The organism is Jejuia sp. G7-7, assembly GCF_055808955.1.
This window is the reverse complement of sequence record NZ_JBVVSZ010000001.1, coordinates 1935812-1956540: the sequence shown is the minus strand read 5'-3', so window position 1 is coordinate 1956540 and position 20729 is coordinate 1935812. Positions and strand designations below refer to the sequence as shown.

Annotated in this window: 24 protein-coding genes and 4 pseudogenes; 10 read left to right on the top strand and 18 right to left on the bottom strand. The window is 32.0% G+C overall.

The window, feature by feature from the left end; all coding sequences use genetic code 11:
- Window positions 1–43 precede the first annotated feature (43 nt).
- The 8 genes and pseudogenes from AC0L5U_RS09605 to rsfS form a co-directional block, all read right to left on the bottom strand.
- Window positions 44–172 (bottom strand): DUF6786 family protein, encoded by a 129-nt coding sequence (locus AC0L5U_RS09605; protein WP_473416032.1) that lies wholly within the window; start codon window positions 170–172, stop codon window positions 44–46.
- A gap of 23 nt (window positions 173–195) precedes the next feature.
- Window positions 196–1200, bottom strand: a complete 1005-nt coding sequence (locus AC0L5U_RS09600; RefSeq protein WP_473416030.1) for a DUF6786 family protein — start codon at window positions 1198–1200, stop codon at window positions 196–198.
- Between the two features lie 15 nt (window positions 1201–1215).
- Window positions 1216–1482: an acyl-CoA-binding protein gene (locus AC0L5U_RS09595; protein ID WP_473416029.1), complete on the bottom strand. Its 267-nt coding sequence runs from the start codon at window positions 1480–1482 to the stop codon at window positions 1216–1218.
- Entirely contained in the window at window positions 1475–2131 is a 657-nt protein-coding gene (locus tag AC0L5U_RS09590; RefSeq protein WP_473416028.1) for a phosphatidylserine decarboxylase family protein, read from the bottom strand. The genes AC0L5U_RS09595 and AC0L5U_RS09590 overlap by 8 nt, the downstream gene beginning before the upstream one ends.
- Window positions 2121–2939 carry a phosphatidate cytidylyltransferase gene (locus AC0L5U_RS09585; RefSeq protein ID WP_473416027.1) on the bottom strand — a complete coding sequence of 273 codons (819 nt, stop codon included), beginning with the start codon at window positions 2937–2939 and terminating at the stop codon, window positions 2121–2123. The genes AC0L5U_RS09590 and AC0L5U_RS09585 overlap by 11 nt, the downstream gene beginning before the upstream one ends.
- Window positions 2940–2956: 17 nt before the next feature.
- A complete protein-coding gene (locus tag AC0L5U_RS09580) occupies window positions 2957–3565 on the bottom strand; it encodes an LUD domain-containing protein (protein ID WP_473416025.1) in 609 nt (202 codons plus the stop codon).
- A gap of 109 nt (window positions 3566–3674) precedes the next feature.
- Window positions 3675–5612, bottom strand: a complete 1938-nt coding sequence (gene ftsH / locus AC0L5U_RS09575) for an ATP-dependent zinc metalloprotease FtsH (RefSeq protein WP_473416023.1) — start codon at window positions 5610–5612, stop codon at window positions 3675–3677.
- Window positions 5613–5621: 9 nt separating this feature from the next.
- Window positions 5622–5992: pseudogene (rsfS, locus tag AC0L5U_RS09570) on the bottom strand (ribosome silencing factor).
- A gap of 92 nt (window positions 5993–6084) precedes the next feature.
- Here rsfS and AC0L5U_RS09565 point away from each other — a divergent pair.
- Complete coding sequence (locus AC0L5U_RS09565; RefSeq protein WP_473416022.1) at window positions 6085–6816, top strand: biotin--[acetyl-CoA-carboxylase] ligase; 732 nt, start codon at window positions 6085–6087, stop codon at window positions 6814–6816.
- Here AC0L5U_RS09565 and AC0L5U_RS09560 read toward each other — a convergent pair.
- Together AC0L5U_RS09560 and pyrE are read right to left on the bottom strand one after the other, a co-directional pair.
- Complete coding sequence (locus AC0L5U_RS09560) at window positions 6813–7208, bottom strand: SRPBCC family protein (protein ID WP_473416021.1); 396 nt, start codon at window positions 7206–7208, stop codon at window positions 6813–6815. The two genes, AC0L5U_RS09565 and AC0L5U_RS09560, sit on opposite strands and share 4 nt — an antisense overlap.
- An 89-nt stretch (window positions 7209–7297) precedes the next feature.
- Window positions 7298–7942 (bottom strand): orotate phosphoribosyltransferase, encoded by a 645-nt coding sequence (gene pyrE / locus AC0L5U_RS09555; protein ID WP_473416020.1) that lies wholly within the window; start codon window positions 7940–7942, stop codon window positions 7298–7300.
- A gap of 131 nt (window positions 7943–8073) precedes the next feature.
- Here pyrE and AC0L5U_RS09550 point away from each other — a divergent pair.
- From AC0L5U_RS09550 to AC0L5U_RS09535, 4 genes and pseudogenes are all read left to right on the top strand, one after another.
- A pseudogene (locus AC0L5U_RS09550) lies at window positions 8074–8653 on the top strand (NUDIX hydrolase).
- Between the two features lie 69 nt (window positions 8654–8722).
- Complete coding sequence (locus tag AC0L5U_RS09545; protein WP_473416019.1) at window positions 8723–8926, top strand: hypothetical protein; 204 nt, start codon at window positions 8723–8725, stop codon at window positions 8924–8926.
- A complete protein-coding gene (locus tag AC0L5U_RS09540; protein ID WP_473416018.1) occupies window positions 8923–9102 on the top strand; it encodes a hypothetical protein in 180 nt (59 codons plus the stop codon). Before AC0L5U_RS09545 ends, AC0L5U_RS09540 begins: the two co-directional genes overlap by 4 nt.
- Window positions 9103–9177: 75 nt before the next feature.
- The gene (locus tag AC0L5U_RS09535; protein WP_473416016.1) at window positions 9178–10806 is read left to right on the top strand and encodes a SulP family inorganic anion transporter; all 1629 of its coding nucleotides are present in this window, start codon (window positions 9178–9180) and stop codon (window positions 10804–10806) included.
- 364 nt (window positions 10807–11170) lie between these two features.
- Here the strand turns inward: AC0L5U_RS09535 and AC0L5U_RS09530 are convergent, their stop codons facing one another.
- Window positions 11171–11629 (bottom strand): HEAT repeat domain-containing protein, encoded by a 459-nt coding sequence (locus AC0L5U_RS09530; protein ID WP_473416015.1) that lies wholly within the window; start codon window positions 11627–11629, stop codon window positions 11171–11173.
- Window positions 11630–11729: 100 nt separating this feature from the next.
- Entirely contained in the window at window positions 11730–12053 is a 324-nt protein-coding gene (locus AC0L5U_RS09525; protein WP_473416014.1) for a hypothetical protein, read from the bottom strand.
- A 228-nt stretch (window positions 12054–12281) separates the two neighbouring features.
- Between AC0L5U_RS09525 and AC0L5U_RS09520 the strand changes: the two genes are divergently transcribed.
- Window positions 12282–12467 carry a hypothetical protein gene (locus tag AC0L5U_RS09520; RefSeq protein WP_473416013.1) on the top strand — a complete coding sequence of 62 codons (186 nt, stop codon included), beginning with the start codon at window positions 12282–12284 and terminating at the stop codon, window positions 12465–12467.
- A gap of 36 nt (window positions 12468–12503) precedes the next feature.
- Here AC0L5U_RS09520 and AC0L5U_RS09515 read toward each other — a convergent pair.
- From AC0L5U_RS09515 to AC0L5U_RS09500, 4 genes and pseudogenes are all read right to left on the bottom strand, one after another.
- A pseudogene (locus tag AC0L5U_RS09515) lies at window positions 12504–12968 on the bottom strand (Crp/Fnr family transcriptional regulator); the annotation flags it as partial.
- Window positions 12969–13065: 97 nt separating this feature from the next.
- On the bottom strand, window positions 13066–13521 hold the full coding sequence (gene coaD, locus AC0L5U_RS09510; protein WP_473416012.1) for a pantetheine-phosphate adenylyltransferase: 456 nt from the start codon (window positions 13519–13521) through the stop codon (window positions 13066–13068).
- A gap of 109 nt (window positions 13522–13630) precedes the next feature.
- Window positions 13631–14236 carry a zinc-ribbon domain-containing protein gene (locus AC0L5U_RS09505; protein WP_473416011.1) on the bottom strand — a complete coding sequence of 202 codons (606 nt, stop codon included), beginning with the start codon at window positions 14234–14236 and terminating at the stop codon, window positions 13631–13633.
- Between the two features lie 59 nt (window positions 14237–14295).
- Window positions 14296–15276 carry a D-alanine--D-alanine ligase gene (locus AC0L5U_RS09500; RefSeq protein ID WP_473416010.1) on the bottom strand — a complete coding sequence of 327 codons (981 nt, stop codon included), beginning with the start codon at window positions 15274–15276 and terminating at the stop codon, window positions 14296–14298.
- 299 nt (window positions 15277–15575) lie between these two features.
- Here AC0L5U_RS09500 and AC0L5U_RS09495 point away from each other — a divergent pair, with 299 nt between their 5' ends.
- The gene (locus AC0L5U_RS09495; protein WP_473416008.1) at window positions 15576–16130 is read left to right on the top strand and encodes a PASTA domain-containing protein; all 555 of its coding nucleotides are present in this window, start codon (window positions 15576–15578) and stop codon (window positions 16128–16130) included.
- A gap of 24 nt (window positions 16131–16154) precedes the next feature.
- Window positions 16155–17189, top strand: a complete 1035-nt coding sequence (locus AC0L5U_RS09490) for an RluA family pseudouridine synthase (protein WP_473416007.1) — start codon at window positions 16155–16157, stop codon at window positions 17187–17189.
- Window positions 17190–17588: 399 nt separating this feature from the next.
- Here AC0L5U_RS09490 and AC0L5U_RS09485 read toward each other — a convergent pair whose 3' ends face one another.
- Window positions 17589–18710 (bottom strand): DUF6794 domain-containing protein, encoded by a 1122-nt coding sequence (locus tag AC0L5U_RS09485; protein ID WP_473416006.1) that lies wholly within the window; start codon window positions 18708–18710, stop codon window positions 17589–17591.
- A gap of 289 nt (window positions 18711–18999) precedes the next feature.
- Between AC0L5U_RS09485 and yaaA the strand changes: the two are divergent.
- Together yaaA and AC0L5U_RS09475 are read left to right on the top strand one after the other, a co-directional pair.
- Window positions 19000–19757, top strand: a pseudogene (gene yaaA, locus AC0L5U_RS09480) (peroxide stress protein YaaA).
- A gap of 98 nt (window positions 19758–19855) precedes the next feature.
- Window positions 19856–20530: a hypothetical protein gene (locus AC0L5U_RS09475; RefSeq protein ID WP_473416003.1), complete on the top strand. Its 675-nt coding sequence runs from the start codon at window positions 19856–19858 to the stop codon at window positions 20528–20530.
- Here the strand turns inward: AC0L5U_RS09475 and AC0L5U_RS09470 are convergent, their stop codons facing one another.
- The gene (locus tag AC0L5U_RS09470) at window positions 20531–20665 is read right to left on the bottom strand and encodes a 30S ribosomal protein THX (protein WP_473416002.1); all 135 of its coding nucleotides are present in this window, start codon (window positions 20663–20665) and stop codon (window positions 20531–20533) included.
- Between the last annotated feature and the right edge of the window lie 64 nt (window positions 20666–20729).

The window sequence follows — 20729 nt, the reverse complement described above, 5'->3', positions numbered from 1 at the left end:
GCTTTAAAAGTAGTCAAAAAAAGAAATAATTAAGCTAATTGTGTTACTCAACTATGTTACTATCTTTCAAATCAATTCCAAGATGCTTTTTCGAAATCTTACTCAATTTAGTCTCTGTTCCTGAAAAATGATACACTCGATGCCAATGCGTATCAGTCTCATTGGGTTGCATTTCTTTTAAAGCGGCATTAGATTCTAATTCAAAAAATCCTTATTGTTGTTATATATCGGAATTGCTTCCCCTTTATAAGGTGCTTCTTGAATGCTAATCCTTGAATTTGAGTATAAAGTGTCTTTTTCTTTTTTGTATTCAATTATGGTTAATCGCTTTTTACTTTTAGTGTAACAACCATAAATATTTGGCGCAAATCGAGGAGGAATTCCAATTTTGGTTTTGTATTTACCATCACCTTTAAATAAAATGGTTTTTTCTTTTAGTTGTAGGCGAGTTTTGTCTAAAGCACCAAAATAAGTATAAATACTGTCCAAATTTCCTTGATGTTGTAATGGAATAATAACTACAGCATCATCGGTTCCTTGATACATACCTGCACTCCATAAGCCTATTAATCCTTTGTTTTTTGTCCAAGCGATGGTATCAGTATTGGTTAATGTGTTTTTTGTTTCAAAAGCAACAAAATTTAAGTTGCCATCAAAATCAATATTCAGATTTTGTTTTATGGCTTCTTTATTTAAAAGTTTTATAGTTCTATCTATTTTTAAATTGAAGGTGGTACCAACAAAATTGGTTAAGGTCATTTTTTTGGTAAGAGATACATGGTCTTTTTTACTTACAGTTAATTGATAAGGTTCAGCATCCATAGTTTCAGGTACTTTCCAATTATCATCACTAATAGGCTTAATTTGTTGATAGTAAAATGAAAATTGACTTCCTAGCGGACCCAGCCACAAACGCTCTTCTCCACCAATATTTTTATTTTCAGATAACGTATCTGCTAAAGCAACTCTATTAATCCAACCATTATAACTAGCGTCTAAACCATCATAAGTACTTGCTAAAATTTTCCCTTGATAGAATGGCGAAACTAAAAGTCTTGCTTTTTCATTGTTAGTGGTTAATTCAATGATCTCAGTTTGAGAATTTAGTTCTTCTATAAGGTTTTGATAACTATGATCAGATGTAGGCTGACATCCAAAAAAACATACTATAAAAATGAATATTAATGGATGTTTTATCATGAATTACAACGAATACTATTTGCGATATAAAAAGTAATTGTTTACCAAATCAATATAGGCTTGTTTAGCTTCATCTTCACTTACGTTTTCAATCTGAAAAAGGGCGTTGGTCTTAAAAGCGTTTATAATTGGCTTTTTCCCTTTTGGCTTACTGTAATTATTGGTGGCCTTTTTATAGTATGCGTAGAGTTTTAGAAGTACATCTGCAGGAAATGGTTCAGTATGCGTATTAACACGGTTTACTGCATCATCAAAAATGGTATCTAAAGATGTATTACTCATTAATTTCAGCTATAATGCTTTCGCCACCTCGTACTTTTTGGTTTAAGTCAACTTTTATTTTAGTATCTAAGGGCAAGAATAAATCAACTCTAGATCCAAATTTTATGAATCCTGAATCAGTTCCCTGTATTGCATTATCATCTGCTTTCGCATAGTTAACGATACGTTTAGCAAGAGCGCCAGCAATTTGGCGGTACAATACTTTCCCGTATTTAGAGTTTTCCACAACAACTGTAGTTCTCTCGTTTTCTTCACTTGCTTTAGGATGCCAAGCCACTAAATATTTACCTGGGTGGTATTTACTAAATAACACTTTGCCACTAATTGGGTACCTCGTAACATGCACATTTAATGGAGACATAAATACACTTACTTGTATCCTTTTTTCATTAAAGTATTCTTTTTCAAATACTTCTTCTATAACGACTACTTTGCCATCAACAGGGGATAGCACATAATTATCATCTTTTTTAGTATGTCGTTTGGGATTTCTAAAAAATTGTAGAATCAGTATTAAGAATATTAAAAGTGCAATGAGAATTAAAGTTCTTAACCAAAAAATAGAGATAAAGCTGTCGGTTAATAAAAAACAAGCAACCACAACTACTAAAGTTATGAATATTATTTTATGGCCTTCTTTATGAAACATAGTGTAAAATTCTTAAAAATAAGTAAATAAAAGGTGAAGCAAAAATTATACTGTCTAAACGATCCAATAAACCACCATGTCCTGGCATAATATTGCCGCTATCTTTTACATTTGCTTGTCGTTTAAATTTAGACTCTATTAAGTCTCCTAGTGTTCCAAAAACACTTATAATGATACTCAATATCAGCCAGTTTGTAAAATTCAATGTTGCTGTTAGGCTAGATATAAAATAACTAGCAACACATGCAAAAAACAAACCTCCTAAAAAACCTTCTACTGTTTTTTTTGGAGATATTTTTTCAAATAGTTTTTGTCTTCCAAAATTCTTTCCAACTAAATAAGCAAAAGAATCATTAACCCAAACCAAAATAAAAGCCCCTAATAATATTTTTGGACTAAAAAGACTTGCGATAAGTACTAAAAAAACAAATCCACTAGACAAATAAAAGGTTGTAATAATAAATCGTTTAGATTCGAATAAAGGAATAGTTTTACTTGAAAATAAATCTTTAATTAAAAATAGATCTACAAAAATGGTTAGAACCATCAATATTTGTGTTGCTTCATTGAGTCCAGTATCAGAATCTATAACCAACCTCCAATATCCAAATACAATATAAATAATAACGAATATAAAGTAGGGAATAATACTTTTTAACTGAATTAACTTTTTAAATTCAATTAACGAGATAATACCAAAAACAAAAAACAAAATGATAAATGCATGTGGAGAATCAATGCTTAGAACGAAAACCAATAAGATTACATAAAGCAAACCTGATAGTGATCGCAATAACATGTCCTTCATTTATGTAGTTCCTTAAATTATAAATCTTCTAGAAGTAGCAAATATAAATTTTTTGCACTACTTCCGTAGCTTAAAAAATCCTTTTCGTCTGAGGATTTAAAATGTTTTATGGTTGTAATGTTTGTTGGGATTTTCTGCCTATTTTTAGATTTAATCCCACGTAAACCTTCGCCAATATTATCTACTATTTGACTGGTTGTTGCAAAAACGATAAAGTTAAACGGTAATTCAGGTAATTTTTTACCAACAATTTGATTTGAACTTATTAATAAAGAACCATCAGTAGCAATTAAATTTTCGCAAGTGGTTAAAAAATATTCTGCTTCACTTATTTTTTTTGTAGGTAATATATTGCAAGATTTAAACTTGTCAGATAGTTTATCATCAATTATTAATACTGATTTTTCATTCCATCCATTTTCCTGACTAATATAATTGAAATTCTCAAATACTTCGTTTAAGTTATCGCAATACAAGAACTTACCACCATTAGCTTTAAAGTTAATGGTAAACTTTTCATCTATCGGTAATTTTAGTTCGGGCATGTATCTACCCCTGTCATCTGATTTTATTTCCTTTTCAGATTTTTCTGATTTTGATCCAAAAATTTTCTTAAAAAGATTCATTCAGGTACTTGCTATTAACCTTAATTGTTGAGAGTTTTTCAAATATAGAAAATCTTAAATTAATCATATGATTAATTTAAGATTTTTACCAAAAGCTTAACGCTATTGATTATTTATCTAGAGTTTCACGTTCTTCTTTTTCAAAAGGGCGCTTACCGAAAATAAGCTCTAAATTATCTTTAAATATCACTTCTTTATCTAAAAGCACTTCTGCTAATTCAGTCAATTTATCTTTATTAGCTTCTAATAGTTTTATAGCTCTTTGATATTGTTCTTCAATAATGTCTGAAATTTCCTTGTCAATTAATTCCGCTGTTTTCTCGCTATAAGGTTTAGTAAACCCATATTCGCTTTGTCCAGAATCATAATAGGTCAAGTTTCCAACTTTATCACTCAAACCGTAAATGGTTACCATCGCTCGCGCTTGTTTTGTTACTTTTTCTAAGTCACTTAAAGCACCAGTAGATATTTTATCAAAAATCACTTTCTCTGCAGCACGACCACCAAGTGCAGCACACATTTCATCAAGCATTTGTTCTGGACGAACAATAAGGCGTTCCTCAGGTAAATACCAAGCAGCTCCCAGAGAGCGTCCACGAGGCACAATAGTAACTTTTACTAATGGAGCAGCATGCTCAAGCATCCAACTTGTAACGGCATGTCCTGCTTCATGAAAAGCAACAGCACGTTTTTCACTAGGTGTTATAATTTTGTTTTTCTTTTCTAAACCACCAATAATTCTATCAACGGCATCTAAAAAATCTTGTTTATCTACCGCCTTTTTGCCATTTCTGGCAGCAATAAGCGCAGCTTCATTACAAACATTTGCAATATCAGCTCCAGAAAAACCAGGTGTTTGTTTAGAAAGGAAATCCATATCTAAATCCTTAGTCTTTTTTAATGGTCTAAGGTGTACTTCAAAAATTTCTTTGCGTTCTCGAACATCAGGTAAATCTACAAAAATCTGTCTATCAAATCGTCCAGCTCGCATTAAGGCTTTGTCTAGGATATCAGCTCTATTAGTTGCAGCCATAACAATAACATTGGTGTTTGTGCCAAAACCGTCCATTTCTGTTAACAACTGATTCAAGGTGTTTTCTCGCTCATCATTACTTCCAGACATAGCGTTTTTTCCACGAGCACGACCAATAGCATCAATTTCATCTATAAAAATAATTGAAGGTGATTTCTCTTTAGCTTGTTTAAATAAATCTCGAACTCTAGAAGCACCAACCCCCACAAACATTTCCACAAAATCAGAACCTGATAAAGAGAAAAAAGGTACTTTAGCTTCGCCTGCAACCGCTCTTGCTAATAAGGTTTTTCCAGTTCCTGGTGGTCCTACAAGCAATGCTCCTTTTGGTATTTTGCCACCTAGAGTTGTGTATTTTTCAGGGAATTTTAAGAAATCTACAATCTCTTGAACTTCTTCTTTTGCACCTTCTAAACCTGCAACATCTTTAAAGGTTGTTTTTACTTCTGTATTTTGATCAAATAGTTTTGCTTTAGATTTTCCGATATTAAAAATCTGTCCGCCAGCACCTCCGCCAGCTCCACCCGACATTCTTCGCATGATAAAAATCCATACACCAATAAGCAGTACAAACGGTAAAATGCCTAATAAAAAATCTGCTAAATGATTTTCTTCGGTTAAATATACCGGCTCTAAATCTAAGTTGTTTTCAGTAATAACTTCGTTTAGTTTATTTTGAAATATTTCAAGCTCTCCAAATTCAAATCTATAGTTTGCGGTAGCAGCAGAGGAAGGAATTAAGCTAGTAGATTTCGTTTTTTTATGAACTTCTTTTTGAGCAGCTTCTTTAGTTAAATAAACCTTAGCTAATCTTCTATTAACTATTTCAACCTTGGCTACATCGCCATCTTCAACAAATTTGAAAAATTGAGTTGGGTTTGTTTTATTTCCACTTTCAATTCCACTATTGTTAAAAACTGTAAACACCAAAAATAGTGTCAGTATAATTCCATAAATCCAATACGGACTAAACTTAGGCTTCTTTTCTTTTATGTTCTTTTTGTCGTTTGCCATTTCTTCTTTTTAGTAACTTGTTTCTATTACTGTTGTTTTTGCATCTCCCCAAAGGCTTTCAATGTCGTAGTATTCTCTAATGTGCTTTTGAAACACATGTACAGCAATATTAACATAGTCTAATAAAACCCATTCTGCATTATCAACACCTTCTACGTGCCATGGATTATCCTTAAGTTCTTTGCTTACTTTTTCTGGATGGAATTAACAATGGCGTTAACTTGAGTGTTTGAAGTACCCTCACAAATTATGAAATAATCACAAACAGTATTTTCAATCTCTCTTAAATCTAAAATGCTTATTTCTTTACCTTTAACATCCTCAATCCCACTAATGATAACTGATATTAACTGATCTGCGCTTATTTTTTCTTTCGCCATTAATTTTATTTAATTTATGCAAAGTTATTATTTTTTTAGTTCTTTATACTTTAAATTATCACAAGATTTCAAATACTAAAAATAACCTGTAAATGCCTATAATCAAACTTGATGCCATTGACTCTACTAATAGTTTTTTAAAGGAGCTAATTAACAATCAGTTTGTAGAAAATTTTACGGTTGTTACGGCAAAACATCAGACCAATGGACGTGGACAAATGGGAGCTAATTGGTTATCAGAAGCTTCTAAAAACTTGATGTTTAGTGTGTTTGTAGATACTTCGAAGTTTGAATTAGAACATCCATTTTATTTGAGTATGGTTACTTCATTAGCTTTGCGGCGTTGCTTAAATCAGTTTTTAATTCCGCAATTGTTTATAAAATGGCCTAACGACATTTTGTCACTAAACAAAAAGATTTGTGGTGTTTTAATTGAAAATGTCATGAAACAAGGTGTAGTTAATGGCTCAATAATCGGGGTTGGCTTGAATGTAAATCAAACCGAATTTAAAGAATTACCAAACGCATCTTCTCTTAAAATTATAACGGGTGATTTTTTTAATTTAGATGAATTATTAGCATCTGCAATTTCTAACTTGAAACACTATTTTTCAATTCTTGAAGATGGAAATTTAAGAGTATTAAAAGAAGACTACGAGTCTTATTTATTTAGAAAAAATAAACCCTCAACATTTAAGGATGCTCAGGGTAATTTATTTACTGGATATATAAAATCTGTTTTAGAAACAGGAAACTTACAAGTGCTGTTAGAAGATGATATTATTAAATCTTTTGATTTAAAAGAAATTACATTACTGTATTAAACAGATTTTGGTAAATTAGTAACAAGTGTTTCAATAAACTTGCTAATTGGTCCTTTAATCATCATACTCATCATAGGGTTGAAGTCGCCACTAAATTCTAATTTAACATCACTATTAGAGTCAGAACCTTCTAATATATGTGCTACTAAAGAAAAATCTATTTTACCACCAGCGGCACCAAATTCTATTTTATTTGGAGGTATAACTTCTTTCTTTTTTAATACAATTTCGGGCATGCCTTTTAAGGCAAACAAAAATTTATCATCATCTAAAACTTCAAATTTACTAATGTTTTCGGGCATTAGTGATTCAAAGTTTTTTATATCTGATATAAAGTTAAATACATCTTCTTGAGATTTTGAGACACTAACTTTTGGAGATTCTAAATTCATTTTATTATTATTTGTTTGTTGTTAAGCTGTAAAGTTGACTCAAATCTATTTTCGACTTATCATCTTTTACGACTTCACTTTTTTATTTATCAAATAGCATTCCATTCACTAGGATTGGAATTCCATTCGGTTAATGTGTTCAATTCTTTTTTTGTAATGTATTTTGTTTGTAGTGCCTGTTCTAGTAAACTTTCATAGTTACCTAAAGTGTGTAATGTTACATTTTCTTTTTCAAAATTGGTCCTAGAAACTTCAAAACCATAGGTGAAAATAGCTACCATGCCTTTCACATTAATGTCGGCTTCTCGTAAAGCTTTAACGGCATTTAAACTGCTTTTTCCTGTACTAATTAAATCTTCTACAACCACAACATTTTGTCCGCTTTCAATATAGCCTTCAATTTGATTTTTTCTACCATGTCCTTTGGCATCAGGTCTTACATAAATAAAAGGTAATCCTAAGTATTCAGCAACTAGCATACCTATACCAATTGCACCAGTAGCAACTCCAGCAATAACATCTGGTTTCCCATATTGGCGTTCAATATGTTTTGCCATGGTTTCTCTAACGTAATTACGAATAGGAGGAAAAGATAGTATGATACGATTATCACAATAAATAGGCGATTTCCAGCCAGAAGCCCAAGTAAAAGGTGTTTTTGGACTCAGTTTTATAGCATTTACCTGCAATAAAACTTCAGCTGTTTTTTTGGCGGTGTCTTTGTTAAAAATCATAACACAAAATTAAACATATAATTTAGTTTTTTATCGCCAGTTTTTTACGAATAAATTATTTTTTTCAACAATTGTTAGTTTGAAGTTAAAAATGATATTTTTACGAAACCTAAATAGATATAAAAGTAGTTATGTATAAAATATTTGTTGGCGATAAACCTATGGTTTTAACTACTAAAACTTCTTATAGTAAAGGGGTTAAAAACTACAAACTGAAAAGAGTGCTTCTTAGAAATGTTATAAGAAAGCTCAATACCTCGTCACTTAAAGAAGTTCATTTAATTCATAAAAATGAAGACAAGCTGCTTAAAAAGTTTTTAAAAAAACTGCCAAATGTTATTGCGGGTGGTGGAAAGGTTTATAATGATGATGGAAAAGTGTTATTTATTTTTAGAAATGGAAAATGGGATTTACCAAAAGGGAAAGCTGAAAGAAAAGAAACAATTGAAGAAACGGCCATTAGAGAAGTTGAAGAAGAAACAGGTGTAAAAGGACTCAAAATTGTAAAACCATTAGAAACAACATACCATATTTTAAAAGAAGAGGGCGTTATAAAATAAAAATAACCTATTGGTTTGAAATGAAAACCTCCTTTGATGGTAAACTCTATCCTCAAGAAAATGAAGGGATTACCAAAGTAAAATGGTTAGGCAAGAAGAAAAGAAAAAAGCACTCAAAAATTCTTATGCAAATATTAGGTCTTTGGTTTAAAAAAATTCATAACTTAGTTTAGTTAGTTGCTATTAACGAATACAAATTTTCTCTCAAAGAAAAAGAAATATGAAAGAGTATAAACTCTCGTTTGGCACTATTGTTATACTGGAAGAAGATTTAGCAGAAGTTATTATTAATGAAGGTGTTGTAATGAACGAAATTATGGTAGACCTTTACCACGATTTTTTACTAAGCTATTTAAAAGCTCCCTTTTCGTTAATTATCAATAAAAAAACTCCTATTCTTATACGTTTGAGGCACAAAAGATGATAGCCAATTTAAAAGAAATTCATCTTATGGCTGTTGTGGTAGGCTCTGCTGGAGCATTAATGTCTACTGAAACTTTGATTCAAATGAACGAAGAACAAGATTGGAATATTAAGCTTTTCAATAAAAGAGGAGAAGCTATAGAATGGATTGAAAGCCATTTTGTTAAGGTAACTTAAAGATTTTAAATTCTTTAAACTTCAAATTATAGGCGCAATACTTGTGCATCCTTTTTTAAACTGTAAATTTGCAGCTTGAAAAAACCAAGTCATGACCGAATTTTTAGAAAGCGCACCAAAAACGCAAAAAACGATATTTTAAGTGGACTAACAGTTGCATTGGCATTAGTGCCAGAAGCAGTTGCATTCGCTTTTGTTGCTGGAGTAGATCCACTAGTTGGATTATACGCAGCATTTATGATTGGATTTATCACGTCTATTTTTGGAGGTCGTCCAGGTATGATAAGCGGGGCAACAGGAGCATTGGCTGTAGTAATGGTAAGTTTAGTAGCCGAAGGAAATGCCATGGGCGAAGCTAGTGAGCAGTTAGGTTTGTATTATTTATTCGCAACCGTTATTTTAATGGGAATTATACAAATGCTAGCTGGTGTTTTAAAGCTTGGTAAGTTTGTAAGATTGATTCCGCATCCAGTAATGATGGGATTTGTTAATGGTTTGGCTATTGTTATTTTCTTGTCGCAATTAAACATGTTTAAAGATGCTAATGGAGATTGGTTTACAGGAAATACCATGTTAATTATGGTTGGTCTTGTAGCATTAACAATGGGGATTATGTTTGGATTACCTAAACTAACTAAAAAATTACCCGAAGCCTTAATCGCAATTTTAGCAGTATCAGCCATTGTAATTTTCGGAAATCTAGATGTTGCAACAGTAGGTAGTTTTATTCGCGATGGAGGTGGAGAAGGCCTAAAAGGCGGACTACCAGTTTTTCAAACAGATATTTTTAGCAAAGTGCCTTTTAATTGGCAAACCTTAAAATTCATAGCACCTTATGCTTTTATTTTAGCTGCAATAGGTTTAATAGAATCTTTAATGACGCTAAATTTAGTAGACGAATTAACCGAAACCAGAGGAAACGCCAACAGGGAATGTATGGCGCAAGGAGGTGCAAATATTGTAACCGGTTTCTTTGGTGGTATGGGTGGTTGTGCTATGATAGGGCAATCGTTAATAAACATAAAAGGTGGTGGTCGTGGTAGGCTTTCAGGTCTTGTTGCTGCGGTTGCACTTTTAATTTTCATATTATTTGCATCCAACTTAATTGAACAAGTACCCATTGCAGCACTAGTTGGCGTTATGTTTATGGTGGTAATTGGTACGTTTGCTTGGAGTAGTTTCAGAATTTTAAATAAAATACCAATTAGTGATGTTATTGTTTTGGTGGCAGTATCGGTTATAACCGTGTTTTTCGATTTGGCTATCGCAGTTATTGCAGGTGTAATTATTAGTGCTTTGGTTTTCTCTTGGGAAAATGCAAAACGTATTAGAGCACGCAAGCGCATGAGGGAAGATGGTACTAAAGTTTACGAAATTTGGGGGCCTTTATTCTTCGGGTCAATAATTGCGTTCAATGAAAAATTTGATGTAAAAAACGATCCAGATAAAGTGGAAATAGATTTTGTAGAATCTCGTGTAAGCGACCATTCTGCTCTTGAAGCAATTAGTAATCTAGTAGAAAAATACGAAGCAGTAGGGAAATCCATCAAGTTGAAACACCTTAGTGAGGATTGCAAAGTGTTATTATACAAAGCAAGTCCTAAGTTTAGAGAAGTTATCGAACAAGGTATAGATGACCCTCGTTACCATCTAGCCGAAAACCCAGAAGCCTTTACAAAACCACTTTCTGAGTATAAATTGTAAAAATTTTATTTGGACGTTACTCTGAAAAGGGGTCGGGTTTTCACTACTCAATCCCTCCTACGTCGGGGATTTCAAACATACCGTTTAACCCCTATAACGCCTGTGTTTGATTAGTTTCGGTTTTAAATTGAAAGTAATTTTGTTTTAGAAGAGGTTCGTTTAATGCATAAATAAAGTACCGTTTCAATGAACTTTATCGGTTGTTAAACGACTTAAGTTTACTTTTTTCTGACAAAGTCAAGAAGGTGTGTTAATTTGTAGTCACTATATCTTGTCTATAAAATTTAAAGCTCAGTTTTATCACAGCAGCCTTAAACTTTTACATTTTTGCCGTCTTTACGAGAACATATTTGCGAGAAACAAATTACCGCATAGGCCGCTTCAACTGCTCCTTAACCCTGTCAAAAGATTGTTTACTAGCACGTTCCCAACGATAAATAGTATGTTTTTTGTTTTTGTTGGCTTCCGTATTAGCTTTAAGTTTAGCTTCTTTATCACGAATTTCTTTAACCCAATTAAAGCGTTTTCTGGTAATAGAAATAACCAAATCATCATTACAGCCTAAAGCTTCTAGAGTATTTAAAGCCGCAATAGATACATTCTGTACTTTATCGTTCATAGCATGCAATAAAGCAGGAACTGAAGAACATTGGCCAACATGTTCCAAAGCTTCAGCAGCTAACTTTCTGGTATTGTAATTGCCATGTTTTAAGGCATATTCTAATTTATAAATAGCCTTAGTGTTTACCCAGTAAGCAATAGCACTTTCAGAAGGCTGAAGCACCTTCAACTTAAAACATAAAAAAGTGATATTGTGTAACATAGTTTCTGGTAATTAACTACTTATATGTAGATAATTTGACAAGAATGTTACACTTTTAGACTATTGTTAAATTCAATTTAAGATACAGCTTCCATCATTTTTATTTTTTAAAAATTAAAATATGCAAGAAAATGATAGTAGCTGGTGCAAAAGCTGGAATCCAACTAAATGGAAAGGTTCCAAATTCTTGAACACCTGTTTGATTGTTACCAATAGCATTTTTAGTAATAATTATAGCAGTTAATAGTACAGCGCATATATCTAAAAGACCAATACTATTCCAAACCCAAACTAATTTTTTTGAATATGATAATTTAGCCTTGAGTGCAAAAACAACAGGAAAGACTAATATGGCAGTTAAAATATCTCCAATACCTCCAATAAAAGCAAAATCCTTTGGAATAGCATCATGAGCATATGCCAAAAAAAGAAAATACCAACAAAACGAAAAAGATGAATAAAAACTAATTGTTCGAGTTTAATATGATTAAAAATTAACTTAAACCATTCAGTTTTTTGAATGTAAAACAAATAGAATAAGAAAAGTGGAAGAGCGGTAAGTATAATTATTCGAGGCGGTAATACATTCTTGGTAAAGAATCCTGTAAGTGATATTAAGGCTATAATAACAAAATATGACCAAAAGAAAATAATGGTTCTTTTACTAATAGCTAATCCAATTTTGATATTTGCTTTTAGACTAGCACTTTTTATTGTATTAGCAATTAAAAAAACAGGAACTGTACCAAAACAGATTACAAATAAAATGGAAATCCATGCAGGTACTGAGGTTATTGATAAATCCATAATTGTTTTTTACAAAGATGGATTAACTTAAAGGATTATAAATTGCCATAAGGCAACTCTATATATTTTAGGATACTTCTTTTCTAATGCGACTTAAAGAATATTTAGTGATGCCTAAAAATGAAGCAATAATATTTAAAGGCACTTTTTGAATAATTTCTGGATGAGTATTTAAAAGTTTTTTATAACGCTTTTGAGCTGTTTCTTTATGAAAAGAAATCATTCTACGGTTGATATAGACGTAATTTAGAGTTAGTAACATTCTGCCCCATTCCCTAAACTCAGGAATATTATGAAAGCAGTATTGCATATCGTCATAATTAATACTGTAAAGCTTGCAGTCTGTAAGAAGTTCATAATTTTCTTCACTTGGCTTTTGATCAAAAAAAGATAAATAATCGTTTAAAAAATCTGGTGATGAATAAAATCTAGTAGTCACTTCATTGCCTTCTAAATCAATAATATAACATCGAATAATTCCAGATTCTAAAAAATAAGATTTTTTACTTGTTTTTCCATCTTGTATGAGTAGTGTGTGTTTAGAATGGACCTCTTTTTAAAAAAACAGGCAATTTGGTCAGCTTTTTTGTCCGCCATTGGTTTTATACTCTTAAGATATTCTGAGAGTTTCATTTTACCCGAACACTATCAGGAACCAACTTAGTGTAATCCCCATTATTTCGAATAACATCTCGCACAATAGAAGAAGCAATATAAGAGGTGTCGGCAGAAGTTAATAAAAATATAGTTTCAATAGGCGCAAGGTCTCTGTTGGTGTGTGCAATTGCTTTTTCAAATTCAAAATCGGCAGGGTTTCTTAAACCTCTTAGAATAAATTCTACATCATTTTTTAGACAGAAATCAACCGTTAAACCTTCATAAGTCACTACTTTTACTTTAGGCTCATCTTTAAAAGCATCTTCAATAAATTGTTGGCGTTCTTCAAGAGAAAACATATATTTCTTATCGGCATTTACGCCAATGGCCACAATAATTTCATCAAAAAGTGTAACACCACGTTTAATGATGTCTAAATGTCCTAAAGTTAATGGATCAAATGATCCTGGGAATATTGCACGTTTCATAAAATAGAAGCCCGTCTTAATCTCCCCAAAACGGGAGAAACTGTTATGGGGTAAATATACAAATCTTTGTTTAGATGTAGTTTCCCTCCTTTGAAGGGGTTAGAGGAGATTAATCTCTTTCAATTGCAAAAATCTCATCATCAGCATATAACATTTGGAGTTCAGCTTTTGTGTAGCCATCTAGACCAGTAGTGTAATTTTCACTTTTATCAATCCTATCAATAGCTGTACGTTTATCAATTTCATAATCATTGAAAACTACAAAAACACTATCTTCTTTTACACCTGTAACTTTCATTGTAGTATAATGTCCAGCAGCTTCAGATTTTAAGGAATACACATCTCCAATTACTGGTGCTTTTATATACTCAGCTTCCAATTCTTTATGTTTAGAGCTAGAATAGGTAAAGTAGCTGATAGCTAATACTATAATAGCTAAACCACTAAAATGTAAAAGATGTACACCTTTGTGTTTTTCTAACTCAAATTTATCTTTTATACGTTGTGGTAATTCTTTTAATTTATAAGTTTTTTTACAATTATTGCATTCTAAAATATTTTCTTTCCCTGTTGGAAAAACAGGAATCCAATACAAGTAAAAATACTTCCCAAACACATTATAATTCATAGATGTTTGTTCATTACAATTTGGACATTCAACATTTCGAAGTTGTCCCTCTTTTAATCTTGAAGAATTGGTGCCGTAAAATATCATAAGTTTGGTTTGTGGTTAATTTTTTGTTGTTGAGTATTTTCCTGACATGGTGGAAGTGATTAAGAGAGCCTTAGCGCCTCTTCAATCGCACTATCAAATAAATCACTCAAAGAAATGCCAGCAGCAGCAGCTTGTTGCGGTAAAATACTTTCTTTAGTAAGTCCAGGTATTGTGTTTATTTCCAATAAATGAGGTTCTCCATCTTTAAAAATATACTCACTTCTAGAAAACCCTTTCATTTTTAAAACCTCATATACTTTTTTTGCTAATACAGTAACTTTAATTTCTTGTTCGGTAGTTAATCGGGCAGGGGTAATTTCTTGAGATTTTCCTAAGTATTTCGCTTCGTAATCAAAGAAATCATTTTCTGAAACTATTTCAGTAATTGGCAAAACTTTTGTTTCTCCTTTATAGGTAATCACACCAACCGAAACTTCTATACCGTCTAAAAACGATTCTATAATAATCTCATCATCTTCTTTAAATGCTACATCAATTGCGTTTTGTAAGTCTTCTTTTTTATGAACTTTAGAAACTCCAAAACTACTACCAGCTTTATTAGCCTTAACAAAACAAGGCAAACCAACTTTTTGAACAATAGCCGTTTCGTCAATAGCATCCCCTAAATTTAAATAATAAGCTTCTGCCGTTTTTACGCCATAGGGTTTTAAAATGCTCAAACAATCACGTTTATTAAACGTTGTAGCGGCTTGATACATAGAGCAACTGGTATGCGGAATTTCCAATAATTCAAAGTAACCTTGCATATAACCATCTTCTCCTGGAGAGCCATGAATAGCATTAAAAATACAATCAAAAGTAGTTTTAAAACTACCTACATTTATAGAAAAATCATTCTTGTCAATAGGGAATTCTAGGTTTTCTTCATCAACATACACCCATTTGTCTTTAAAAATATGAATGCGATACGGATTGTATTTTGTGCGGTCTAAAGTTTCAAAAACCACATTGCCGCTGGTTAAAGAAATTTTATATTCACTTGAATAACCGCCCATGATTATGGCTATGTTTTTTTTCATTTATTAATTAAGTTATTTAATATCCATCTAAATATTACAATAAAACGTATCTATTATATGTTATGCTAAATTATCATATAAATAGCAAAAGAAAAAACAGTTCTGTTTTATGCTTAAAAATAAAACAGTTTTTAGTCTTTTATATGTGTTGTTTTTCTCTTTCTCTGCGTTAAAATTTTAAACCGTAGCTAAGGCTATGATTGAAAATTTAGCCTTGATGAAGAAAAAATCAACTGTCTCTAAAAATCTAAAAAACCTATTTGTTTTTGAGTATATTTGCCTAATCGAAAAATATTTGAATGAGTATCGTTAAATTTATTTTCAGTAAAACATTTTTAAAACAATTAGTATTAGCCATAGTTGCAGTAGTGGTAATCTGTTTTTTAATATTAAAGTGGTTAAAATCTCATACTAATCATGGCGAATTTGAAACGGTGCCAAATTTAACAGGCAAATCTGTAAGTGTTGCCGAAATTGAGTTGAAAGAAAATAATTTGGTCATGCAAATTCAAGATTCTGCTAATTTTAATCCAAATTACCCAAAGTTTTCTGTGATAGAACAAGAACCAATTGAGGGTACAAAAGTAAAGGAAAATCGCAAAATATACCTCACGTTAAATCCATCTGGCTACCGTAAAATTTTAGTTCCAGATTTACGCGAGCGTACTTACAGACAGGCAAAACCAAATTTAGAAGCCTTAGGTTTTAAAGTTGGTAAAATTACTTATGTAGACAATCTAGGAAAAGATATTGTGTTGCAATTAAAGTATAAAGGCAAAACCATAAATTCTGGAGATAAATTACCAAAGACCTCTAAAATAGACTTGGTATTAGGTAACGGAAACCGTCCTTAGTATTAGAGAAACTAATGCCACAGCATGGAAGAACACGGACCACAATTACCCGAAGAAGATAATCTACACGAGCACTACGCTTTTACGGTAGATAAAGGACAAGCACTTTTACGTATCGATAAATACTTAATGAATTTTGTAGAAAATGCCACCCGTAGTAAAATTCAGGCAGCAGCAAAATATGGCGGAATTCAAGTAAACGATGTTCCTGTAAAATCCAATTACAAGGTAAAACCTTTAGATAATATTAAAGTATTATTTGCTCACAAACCATTTGAAGAATTGTTGGTTGGGGAGGACATGCCGCTAGATATTGTGTATGAGGACGATGATTTATTAGTGGTAAACAAAGCAGCGGGCATTGTGGTACATCCAGGACATGGTAACTATTCTGGAACCTTAATAAACGGACTCATCCATAGATTTGATAATTTGCCAAACAATTCTAGTCAACGCCCAGGTTTGGTCCACCGAATTGATAAAGACACTAGCGGATTATTAGTGGTAGCAAAAACCGAACAAGCAATGTCGCATTTATCTTTGCAATTCGCTAAAAAAACCAGCGAGCGCGAATATGTTGCCCTAGTTTGGGGGAATGTAGAAGCTGATGAAGGTACTATTGAAGGCAATATTGGGCGACACCCCAAAAACCGACTACAAAATACAGTATATCTCGATGATGAAGCTGAAAAAGGTAAACCCGCCGTGACACACTACAAAGTTTTAGAGCGTTTGGGCTACGTAACCTTGGTGTCCTGTAAACTAGAAACGGGACGTACTCACCAAATTCGTGTACACATGAAACACGTTGGGCATACCCTGTTTAATGATGCTCGCTACGGAGGTGACGCCATTTTAAAAGGCACCACATTTACCAAATACAAACAGTTTGTAGACAATTGTTTCAAGATATTACCGCGTCAAGCACTCCATGCCAAAACCTTAGGGTTTAAACACCCTACTACAGGAGAATTTATGCGTTTTGAAACCCCAATTCCAGACGATATGGTGCAATGTATCGAAAAATGGCGTGGGTATTCTAAGTATCAAGAATTGTAATTTTTTGTCATCCTGAACTTGATTCAGGATCTCATCAGATCTATTTTAAATTATTTGGGCGTTACCCCAAAAAGGGGTCAGGCTTTCCGCTATATCTTTTTTAAGCGTCATTGCGAGGAGTGAGGGACGTGGCAATCTGTTAAATTATTGTTCTAAATCAAAATTCATCGCTTCTAAAGTTTTAAAAAAGGATGCCGCTTCAATCCTTAACGCGAAGTATGGAACTGATTTGAAAAATTTGAATTGATTTTGAATATTCGTTTAACGGTCTAGTGTATGATTTCGTTGCGTGGTTTAAGCACTAAAGTTAGCAAATAAATCACAGATAGAAAGTCCGCGAGGACTTTCGTAAGTAGGCTATAACTAGCAATGAATTATACACATTGTTGTGCGTAGTTTTTATTCCAAATCCCAATCATCAACTTCAAACCACGCAGTTTTTCCTTTCTTTAAATACTTTACTATTCTTTTCTCTGGTCGAGTCCATTTTTTTGTTTCCTCGTTCAAAATTCGAATGTTATCATTATTGTAAATTACTATTCCTTTTCTATCGCAACTTTCAATAACTTTGACATTGATTTTTAAATTTTCTGCATCTTTCTCAATTAGAATACCTTTAACAATACAAGTGTCGTCCATCCATTTGTCTTCCTGACTTTGGCTCGTAAATTCATAGTTATAATTGAACTCCAAAACATCGCCAATATTAAATTCAGCGAATGTCTCTTTCTTTTCTTCCAATTCTTTTTTCTCTCGTTCTAATTCATCCGCTTTTGCTTTTTCTTCCCATTCTACATATTCTTTTACTTGTTCCTTAAATCTGATATCTTCATTCTTTAAAGAACGGTAAAAGCTTTCTAAAATCACAACAGACATTGATTCTGGATGACCTATTTTATTGTCTCTAAAAAATTTAGAAAGACGAGAACCTCCCCAAAGTTGCCAGTTATTCCTCATCCATAATCCAATTCCGAATCTGTAATTTCCATATACATAGTCTTTTTCGGCAAGTTTTGTAATTTCTGCTTTTAAGCTGTCTGAATAAATATTATTTAGTGAGTTTATTGCATCATCAAGGTCTCTTGGAATATAGTGTCCTCTCAAACTGTCTGTTGTATATCTGACTTTATTTTCCTCGTTCCATTTGAACTCTAATTTTTTAAAAGGTTCAATTATCTTTTGTTCATTAAATTCTCCATTGTTTAAATATTCTTTAAAGGCAATTAAAATAATTTCTGTTTGATGTTGTGACACACCTTTATTATCCAAATACTTTACGATTCTTGAACCGTAATTATCTCTATCAGTCCAATTAAAAATAGTTTTGTATTCTCCTCCCCAAGGATAACTTATCTTTTTTATAGTATCGTTTCCACTTCTCTTAATAAGACTTTTAATACTGTCAGAAGCGTGTTTATTTAGATAAGAAACTGCTTTTTCTAAATTTTTAGGTGATTTGGTTTCTTGTCCGAATGTTGCAATGGAAAAGATTAATAGTAGTAGAGTAGTCGAGAATTTCATTTTCAGTTATTTAGATTCTCGAAAATAATTCGGTTCTTTTTATTACAAAAGTCATAATGAGTGAACTATGTTTTTGGTTGAGTTATGTGGTTTCTCAAATTACGCACAATGTTCCGCGGATATGCGTCGTTTTAATGACTTATATCCGACGTTAAACGAAGATAGCTGAAAATTTTTACAAAGTCAAGCAAATAAATTCCGTTTATAACCCCATCATAAATAATTCTAATCTTAAATTTAAAAAGTAAATTAGTAATCGTAAATTTGAGTTGAAAAAATAGCTTGATTCATGAAACTAGTATTATCACCCGCAAAGTCTTTAAACTTCGAAACCGAATTACCTAAGGTAAAACATACCGAACCTCAGTTTTTAAAACAATCAGAGCGTTTAAATAAGTTGTTGAAAAAGAAATCGGCTAAAAGTTTATCTAAACTTATGAGTATTTCTGATGCCTTGGGTCAACTCAATTACGAGCGTAACCAATCATGGGAATTGCCATTCACTTCAGATAATGCAAGACCTGCAGTTTATGCTTTTAATGGTGATGTGTATCGTGGTTTAGATGCCTACACTATCCCAAATAAAAAACTGGACACGCTACAAAATACTGTCCGCATCCTTTCAGGATTATATGGCGTTTTAAAACCAACTGATTTAATACAACCGTATCGGTTAGAAATGGGGACTAAATTCCCTGTGGGTGTAAAAAGAATCTATACGAGTTCTGGAAAAAAGACATTACAAAAGCTTTAAACGAAGAACTTGAAGATGATGAGTTATTCTTAAACCTAGCCAGTAACGAATATTTTAAAGCAGTAGATACAAAAGCTTTAAAAGTACCAGTAGTAACTGCAAATTTTAAAGACTTTAAGAATGGACAATATAAAGTAATTTCATTTTTTGCTAAAGAAGCTCGTGGTGCTATGGCAAGATATATTGTGGATACTAACGCACAAACCTTAGACGATTTAAAAGGTTTTAATTATATGGATTATGGTTTTAGTGAAGATTTATCTAAAGACAACGATTTGGTTTTTATTCGATAGATTTGTTTTTTCTGTAATCTTAGGAATCCACTTTTAAAATTCAAAAGTAAATGTATTATTATTTTATAATTGCGTTTCAAATCTATTGTATATACCACATGTATAAAAATAGAAATTCCTATTATTGGGCAATTTTAATCTTTTTCGTGCCATTAATTGGCTGTATTATTTACTTAATAACCCAAGTTTACAACAAACGCGATGCTGAAAAATTGACTTCGGAAATTACCAACATTATCAATCCCACCAAAAAAATTAAAGACTTAGAAAAACAACTAGAATTTTCAGAATCATACCAAAATAGAGTAAATCTTGCCGATGCGTATTTAGAAATAGGGGATTACCAAAATGCAATTGAAAATTATAAAGAAGCATTAGATGGCAGTTTGCAAAATGATTTTTACGTCATTCAGAAAATGATTGAAGTATTTCATAACATTGAAGACCATAAAAGGATAGTAAGTTACGCTGAACAAATTAAAAACCATAACGAATTCAAAAAATCGAGAACACAATTTCTATACGGGTTAGCTCTAGAAAAACTTGGTAGAGCAGAAGAAGCTGAAGAAAATCTCAGCGCCATAGATATTCGTTTTTCATTTTATAACGAACGTTTAATTTATGCTAATTTCTTGTTGAGCATGGATAAATCAGAAGAAGCTAAAGAGATTTTAGAAGCTCTTATTTCAGAAGGTCAACACATGACGAAACCTAACAAAAGGTTATACAGAAAAACCATTGCCGAAGCTCAAAAACTTTTGGACAAATTGTAATTACTTCACTTTTGCTTTATTACCAACGTTTATTTGTTGTTCCACACTTGGTTTTTTCTTTATTCTTGGTCGTCTTGCTCCAAAAGTACCTCGGTTTATTTTACCGCGTTTTGTTTTTTTATCGCCTTTTCCCATAATTTCCTTTACATTTAAGTTCTATTTAATATAAGAAGTTTAAAGACGAAAGTCAAGAAAAATA